The following is a 7,736-nucleotide window of genomic DNA, read 5'->3' on the forward strand; positions in this document are numbered from 1 at the left end:
GCTCCGGAGCACGCACAGCTTCGTCGTATATGACACGTACACGCACTGAGAGGGGGAGACAGCCGCAGTGACCAATATTCCCGAGACCGGACGGACCCCAAGGGTCCAGACCCGGCTGGTCGTGATCCAGATCCTCGTCCTCTCCCTGCTCGGAACGCTCGGCGGCCGCCTGTGGTACCTGCAGATCCGGGAGGGCGCGGAGTACCAGAAGGAGGCCTCCGGGAACCACGTCCAGCAGGTCGTCGACCCCGCCGTGCGCGGCGACATCCTGGACGCCCGGGGCGTGCCGCTCGCCGACAACGAGACCCGTCTGGTCGTCTCGGCCTCCCGCACCGACCTGCTCAAGCAGAAGGACGACGGCAAGGCCGTCCTCGCCAAGCTGGCCGGCGTCCTCGGCATGAAGCCCGAGGAGGTCAGCCAGAAGGTCCGGCTGTGCGACGCCAAGACCCCGCAGCCCTGCTGGAACGGCTCGCCGTACCAGCCGATCCCGATCACCGACGAGGCGACGCCCAAGCAGGCCCTGCAGATCCGTGAGCGCGCCGAGGACTTCCCCGGCATCACCGCCGAGCCGGAGGCCGTGCGCCGCTACGCGGGCCCGGGCAAGTCCAACACCGCCCAGGTTCTCGGCTATCTCTCGCCGGTGACCGACGACGAGATCCAGAAGGCCAAGGACACCGACTCGCCCTACCTGCGCTCCGACATGGTCGGCCGCTCCGGCCTCGAGCGCCAGTACGACAAGGTGCTGCGCGGCAAGGCCGGCGTCACCCGCTACGAGGTGGACAACCTCGGCCGGGTCATCGGCAAGGCGAAGTCGGACGCCGCCGAGTCCGGTTCCAACCTGGTCACCAGCATCGACTCCCGGGTGCAGCGGGTCGCCGAGTACGAGCTGGACAAGGCCATGAAGAAGGCCCGTCAGCAGTTCGACAAGATCACCGGCGAGAACTACAAGGCCGACTCCGGCGCCGTCGTGGTGATGGAGGCCAAGACCGGCCGGATCGTCGCCATGGCCTCCGCCCCGACCTACGACCCGAACGTGTGGGTCGGCGGCATCTCCGGCAAGGACTACAAGGCCCTCACCGGCAAGGACAGCGACTACCCGCTGCTCAACAGGGCCATACAGGGTCAGGCGGCGCCGGGTTCGACGTTCAAGGTGGTCTCCACGGCCGCCGCGGTTCAGGCGGGCTACGAGTGGGACGGCGGTTACCCGTGCACCAGTTCCTACTCGGTGGGTGGTCAGGTCTTCAAGAACTTCGAGGGGGAGAGCTTCGGCCCCATCTCCCTCGGCCGCGCCCTGGAGGTCTCCTGCGACACGGTCTTCTACGGCCTCGCCGACCGGGAGTGGAAGAAGGACGGCGGCATCAACCCCAAGAAGGGCCGGCCCAAGGACTGGTTCTTCAAGACCGCCCACCAGTTCGGCCTCGGCAAGGAGACCGGCGTCGACCTGCCCAACGAGGTCACCGGCCGCGTCCCCGACCGCCAGTGGAAGCTGGACTACTGGAAGGCCAACAAGGACGCCTGGTGCAAGTCCGGCAAGAAGGACGGCTCCTACGTCGAGAAGATCGCGTACGAGAACTGCCTCGAGGGCAACAAGATGCGCGAGGGTGACGAGATCAACTACTCCATCGGCCAGGGCGACACCCTCGTCACGCCGATCCAGGAGGCCGTGATCTACGGCGCCGTCGCCAACGGCGGCACCATGTACCACCCGACCATCGGCAAGGCGGTCATCAGCGCGGACGGCAGGACGGTCACGCCGATCAAGCCGAGGAAGTCCGGGAAGCTGCCGGTCAGCCAGGCCACCCTCAAGGGCATGAACGACGCCTTCGCGGGCGTCATCACCCGCGGTACCGCCGCCTGGAAGTTCGGCGGCTGGCCGCAGGACAAGATCGCGCTGCACGCCAAGACGGGTACCGCGGAGGTCTACGGCAAGCAGACCACCGGCTGGCTGGCCACGTACACCAAGGACTACTCGGTGATCATGACGATCGCCCAGGCGGGTACGGGTTCCGGTTCCTCCGGTGAGGCCGTGCGCAACATCTACAGCGCGCTCTACGGCGTCCAGGGCGACGGCTCGATCGACAACAAGAAGGCCCTGCTGCCCGAGCCCCAGAAGGGCCTGCCGAAGGTCCGCACGGACGGCACCATCGCCGCCCCCAAGGTCACCGGCGACCCGGCGAAGGACGTCGAGGCCTCCCAGCAGGACAACCCCACGAACGACGATACCCAGCAGCCCGCCACCAGCCCCTCGCCCAGCACGGGCAACAGCAACACCCGCAGGCGGCCGCGCCGGAGGGGGAGCCGGAGGATGCTCACATGACCGGCAACAGCTTCTCCGTCTCCGGGTACGGGCCCGAGCGGGCCGGCTGGACCAGGATCTTCGCCCGCGACTCGCTGACACGCAGGCTGGACTGGCCGATGCTGCTGGCCGCCCTCGTGCTGTCGCTGCTGGGCTCGTTGCTGGTGTACTCCGCGACCCGCAACCGTACCGAGATCAACCAGGGCGACCAGTACTACTTCCTGGTCCGCCATCTGATGAACCTCGGCATCGGACTCGCCCTGATGATCGGCACGATCTGGCTCGGTCACCGCGCCCTGCGCAACGCCGTGCCGATCCTCTACGGCATGTCGCTGCTCGGGGTGCTGCTGGTGCTCACCCCGCTCGGCGCCACCATCAACGGCAGCCGCAACTGGATCGTGTTCGGCGGCGGATTCTCGCTCCAGCCCGCCGAGTTCGTGAAGGTCTCGATCATCCTCGGCATGGCGATGATACTGGCGGCCCGGGTCGACGCCGGGGACAAGCCGTACCCCGACCACCGCACGGTCGTGCAGGCGCTGGGCCTGGCCACCGTGCCGATCCTGATCGTGCTCCTCATGCCCGACCTCGGCACGGTCCTGGCCATGGTGGCCATCATCCTGGGCGTGCTGCTCGCCTCCGGCGCCTCCAACCGCTGGATCTTCGGCCTGCTCACCGCCGGTGTGCTCGGCTGTGTCGCCATCTGGCAGCTGCACATCCTGGACGAGTACCAGATCAACCGCTTCGCGGCCTTCGCCAACCCGGACCTGGACCCGGCGGGCGTCGGCTACAACACCAACCAGGCCCGCATCGCCATCGGCTCGGGCGGCCTCACCGGCGCCGGGCTCTTCCACGGCTCGCAGACAACCGGCCAGTTCGTGCCCGAGCAGCAGACCGACTTCGTCTTCACGGTCGCGGGGGAGGAGCTGGGCTTCGTCGGCGCCGGCCTGATCGTCTTCCTGCTGGGCGTGGTGCTGTGGCGCGCCTGCCGCATCGCCCGCGACTCGACCGAGCTGTACGGCACGATCGTCGCCGCCGGCATCGTCGCCTGGTTCGCCTTCCAGGCCTTCGAGAACATCGGCATGACCCTCGGCATCATGCCGGTCACCGGTCTGCCCCTGCCGTTCGTGTCGTACGGCGGATCGTCGATGTTCGCGGTGTGGGTGGCGGTCGGACTGCTGCAGTCGATCAAGGTGCAGCGGCCGATGTCCGCGTGAGGACGTCCGCCGGGTGGGCGGGGTCGTTCACCGGGTGGATGGCGGGAGTTTTCCCGCCATTCACCCTGGTTGGCCCCTGCCCTCCCGACCGTTCTGCCACTAGATTCAATTCATGGCGGATGCGAAACGCGAGATCGAGCGCAAGTACGAATCCGACGACAGTGGCCTGCCCGACCTGACCGGCGTCGGCGGGGTGGCGGACGTCCTGGACAAGGGCCTCGTCGAACTGGACGCCACCTACTACGACACCGCGGACCAGCGGCTGGCCGCAGCCGCTCTCACCCTGCGCCGCCGCACCGGAGGCTCGGACGCCGGCTGGCACCTGAAGTTCCCGGTCGCCCCCGGCGTCCGCGACGAGATCAGGGCGCCGCTGTCCGACACCGTCCCCGACGAGATCGCCGCACTGGTCCGCTCCCGGGTCCGCCACACCGAACTGGTCCCCCTCGTCCGGCTCCGCTCCGCCCGCGACGTACGCCACCTCGTGGACGCCGACGGTGCGCTGCTGGCCGAGGCGAGCGTGGACAGCGTGACCGCCGAGCGGCTCTCCGGCGAGGGCGGGACCGCCCAGTGGACCGAGATCGAGGTCGAACTGGCGGACGACGGCGATCCGGCCTTCCTCGACAAGGTGGAGAAGCGGCTGCGCAAGGCCGGCGTACGACGCTCGAAGTCACCGTCGAAGCTGGCCAGGGCGCTGGAACAGACCGGCGGCCGCCGGCCCGGCCCCGGGCGGCGCGCCAAGCCCGTGACCGCAGGCGACCACGTCCTCGCCTATGTGCGCACCCAGCGCGAGGCGATCCTCGAGTACGACCCGGGGGTCCGCCGGGACGTACCGGACTCCGTCCACCAGATGCGGGTGGCCACCCGCCGCATGCGCAGCACCTTCCGCACCTTCGGCACCGTCCTCGACCACGCCGTCACCGACCCGATCGCCGCCGAGCTGAAGTGGCTGGCGCGCGAGCTGGGTGTGGGCCGCGACCAGGAGGTGCTGGCGGAGCGCCTGATCACCCTGCTCGACACCCTGCCGCCGGCCCTGGTGTCCGGCCCCGTGCACGAACGGCTCACCGCCTGGGCGGGCGCCAGACACGACAGCGCCCGCAGCCACGTCGTCGCGATCCTGGACTCCGACCGGTATCTGTCCCTGCTCGACACCCTGGACGCCGTGCTCGCCGACCCGCCGCTCGGGAAGAAGGCGGCGGGCAAGCCGGAGAAGGTGATCGCCGAGGCCGTACGCAAAGACCTCGCGAAGGTCTCCCGCCTGGTCACCGCGGCCCTGGACCAGCCACCGGGTGAGGAACGCGACATCGCCGTCCACGAGGCCCGCAAGAAGGCGAAGCGCACCCGGTACGCGGGGGAGGCGGCCATCCCGGCCCTGGGCCGCCCTGCCCGCTCCCTGGCCAAGTCCATGAAGTCCCTGACCAGCCTGCTCGGCGAACACCAGGACAGCGTCATGGCCCGCCAGACCCTGCGCGAGCTGTCCGCGGTGGCGCACGCGGCGGGGGAGAGCGCGTTCACTTACGGGCTGCTGTACGGCAGAGAAGAGGCGGCCGCGGCGGCGGTGGAGGCGGAGCTGCCGGGCCTGTGGCGGGAGATCACAGCCGGGGTATCCGTCTGAGCGTACGGGGGAGGCCCGCGATCAGGTTACGCTTGATGGTCACCCCTGCCAGCTCACGAAGGTAACCCCCGCGATGTCTGTCGAGTCGGTCTTCCCACAGCTCGAAGCTCTGCTCCCGCATGTGCAGAAGCCGATCCAGTACGTGGGCGGCGAGCTGAACTCCACCGTCAAGGAGTGGGACAGCTGCGACGTCCGCTGGGCGCTCATGTACCCGGACGCGTACGAGGTCGGCCTGCCCAACCAGGGCGTCATGATCCTCTACGAGGTACTCAACGAGCAGGAGGGCGTCCTCGCCGAGCGCACCTACAGCGTGTGGCCGGACCTGGAGGCCCTGATGCGGGAGCACGGCGTCCCGCAGTTCACGGTGGACAGCCACCGCCCGGTGAAGGCCTTCGACGTGTTCGGCCTGTCCTTCTCCACGGAGCTGGGCTACACGAACATGCTCACGGCCCTGGACCTGGCCGGCATCCCCCTGGAGTCCAAGGACCGTACGATCGACGACCCGATCGTGCTGGCGGGCGGCCACGCGGCCTTCAACCCGGAGCCGATCGCGGACTTCATCGACGCGGCGATCATCGGCGACGGCGAGCAGGCCGTGCTGGACATGACGAAGATCATCCGCGAGTGGAAGGCGGAGGGCTGCCCCGGCGGCCGCGAGGAGGTCCTCTTCCGCCTGGCGAAGACGGGCGCGGTGTACATCCCGGCGTTCTACGACGTCGAGTACCTCCCCGACGGCCGCATCGGCCGCGTCGTCCCCAACAAGTCGGGCGTCCCGTGGCGCGTGTCGAAGCACACGGTCATGGACCTGGACGAGTGGCCGTACCCGAAGCAGCCGCTCGTCCCCCTGGCCGAGACCGTCCACGAGCGCATGTCGGTGGAGATCTTCCGCGGCTGCACCCGGGGCTGCCGTTTCTGCCAGGCCGGCATGATCACCCGCCCCGTCCGCGAGCGCTCGATCACGGGCATCGGCGAGATGGTCGACAAGGGCCTGAAGGCGACGGGCTTCGAGGAGGTCGGCCTCCTGTCCCTCTCCTCCGCGGACCACTCGGAGATCGGTGACATCGCCAAGGGCCTGGCCGACCGCTACGAGGAAGACAAGATCGGCCTGTCCCTGCCGTCGACGCGGGTGGACGCCTTCAACGTCGACCTGGCGAACGAGCTGACGCGCAACGGCCGCCGCTCCGGTCTCACCTTCGCCCCCGAGGGCGGCTCCGAGCGCATGCGCAAGGTCATCAACAAGATGGTCTCGGAAGAGGACCTGATCCGGACGGTCTCGACGGCCTACGGCAACGGCTGGCGCCAGGTGAAGCTGTACTTCATGTGCGGCCTGCCGACGGAGACGGACGAGGATGTGCTGCAGATCGCCGACATGGCGATGCACGTCATCCAGAAGGGCCGCGAGGTGTCGAGGTCCAACGACATCCGCTGCACGGTCTCGATCGGCGGCTTCGTCCCGAAGCCCCACACGCCCTTCCAGTGGGCGCCCCAGCTCTCCGCCGAGGAGACGGACGCCCGCCTGGAGAAGCTCCGCGACAAGATCCGCGGCGACAAGAAGTACGGCCGCTCGATCGGCTTCCGCTACCACGACGGCAAGCCCGGCATCGTCGAGGGCCTGCTGTCCCGCGGCGACCGCCGCATCGGCGCGGTCATCCGCGCGGTGTACGACGACGGCGGCCGCTTCGACGGCTGGCGCGAGCACTTCTCCTACGACCGCTGGATGCAGTGCGCCGACAAGGCCCTGGCTCCCTTCGGCGTCGACGTCGACTGGTACACCACCCGCGAGCGCACCTACGAGGAGGTCCTCCCCTGGGACCACCTCGACTCCGGCCTCGACAAGGACTGGCTCTGGGAGGACTGGCAGGACGCCCTCGACGAGACCGAGGTCGAGGACTGCCGCTGGACTCCTTGCTTCGACTGCGGTGTGTGCCCGCAGATGGATACGGCCATACAAATCGGCCCGACCGGGAAGAAGTTGCTGCCTCTGACGGTCAAGAACGCAGGTCCGACGCCTGCTTCGAGTGGTCACGCGCACTGAGGTGGGCGAGGCACTCGATCGGGTGGTTGAGGCGTTGGCGGGGGTGAGCGAGGAGGAGGTGGCCGCCGCGTTGGCTGCGGTCGGCGCCTCGTGTCCTCGCCCGCCGGCGCCGTCGGCTTCCCTCCGGACACCGCTGCCGGGCCCTGGAGGTACCTCTCAGATCGTCTCCGAGGTGGAGTGGGTCTGAGTTTTGATCCTCCAGTCAGGGAGAGGGGTGCGCCGCGGTGCCGGTGGGCGTGGCGCGGCGCACGGATCTCTTCGTCGGTGAACGGGTCAGCCGGGGAGGTCGCCGGTGTAGCGGTAGATGTTGCCGGCTGAGTTGACGCCCCAGACGGTGCCGTCGGCGCCGGCGCCGATGTCGGTGAGTGCTCCGGGGATCTGTACCCAGGGGCTGGCGTCGTTGTTCGTGTAGTGATAGATGTTCCCGCCCGCGTTCGTGCCCCATACCGTGGTGCGGGAGCCGGCTGCGATCGCCTTGAGTCCACCGCTGATCTGCTTCCAGTGGCCGGTGTCCTGGTCGCCGGTGTAGCGGTAGATGTTGCCGGCTGAGTTGACGCCCCAGACGGTGCCGTCGGCGCC

At 69.1% G+C, this 7,736-nt stretch carries 5 protein-coding genes; 4 read left to right on the plus strand and 1 reads right to left on the minus strand.

The genetic code is table 11. The features are described 5' to 3' along the window. The first annotated feature begins 67 nt into the window (after positions 1-67). The 4 genes from mrdA to ACIF83_RS02365 all read left to right on the plus strand — a co-directional run bounded on the left by mrdA (position 68) and on the right by ACIF83_RS02365 (position 7,157). Positions 68-2,317 carry a penicillin-binding protein 2 gene (mrdA, locus tag ACIF83_RS02350; RefSeq protein ID WP_393464950.1) on the plus strand — a complete coding sequence of 750 codons (2,250 nt, stop codon included), beginning with the start codon at positions 68-70 and terminating at the stop codon, positions 2,315-2,317. After that, a complete protein-coding gene (gene rodA / locus ACIF83_RS02355) occupies positions 2,314-3,510 on the plus strand; it encodes a rod shape-determining protein RodA (protein ID WP_393464953.1) in 1,197 nt (398 codons plus the stop codon). Before mrdA ends, rodA begins: the two co-directional genes overlap by 4 nt. Before the next feature lie 112 nt (positions 3,511-3,622). Beyond that, positions 3,623-5,122: a CHAD domain-containing protein gene (locus ACIF83_RS02360; protein WP_393464956.1), complete on the plus strand. Its 1,500-nt coding sequence runs from the start codon at positions 3,623-3,625 to the stop codon at positions 5,120-5,122. Between the two features lie 73 nt (positions 5,123-5,195). Next, complete coding sequence (locus ACIF83_RS02365; protein WP_399722877.1) at positions 5,196-7,157, plus strand: TIGR03960 family B12-binding radical SAM protein; 1,962 nt, start codon at positions 5,196-5,198, stop codon at positions 7,155-7,157. A 273-nt stretch (positions 7,158-7,430) separates the two neighbouring features. On the opposite strand, the gene ACIF83_RS02370 is transcribed toward ACIF83_RS02365, so the two are convergent. After that, positions 7,431-7,736: tectonin domain-containing protein (locus tag ACIF83_RS02370; RefSeq protein ID WP_399722879.1), on the minus strand; the 306-nt coding region annotated here is incomplete at its 5' end.

The sequence above is a fragment of the Streptomyces sp. NPDC085866 genome, from assembly GCF_044541035.1.
GTDB lineage: Bacteria > Actinomycetota > Actinomycetes > Streptomycetales > Streptomycetaceae > Streptomyces.

Excerpts from the sequence above, each read along its gene's own strand:
- ACIF83_RS02365 (WP_399722877.1), top strand. The coding sequence starts at position 5,196 with ATGTCTGTCGAGTCGGTCTTCCCACAGCTCGAAGCTCTGCTCCCGCAT.
- rodA (WP_393464953.1), top strand. The coding sequence starts at position 2,314 with ATGACCGGCAACAGCTTCTCCGTCTCCGGGTACGGGCCCGAGCGGGCC.
- ACIF83_RS02360 (WP_393464956.1), top strand. The coding sequence starts at position 3,623 with ATGGCGGATGCGAAACGCGAGATCGAGCGCAAGTACGAATCCGACGAC.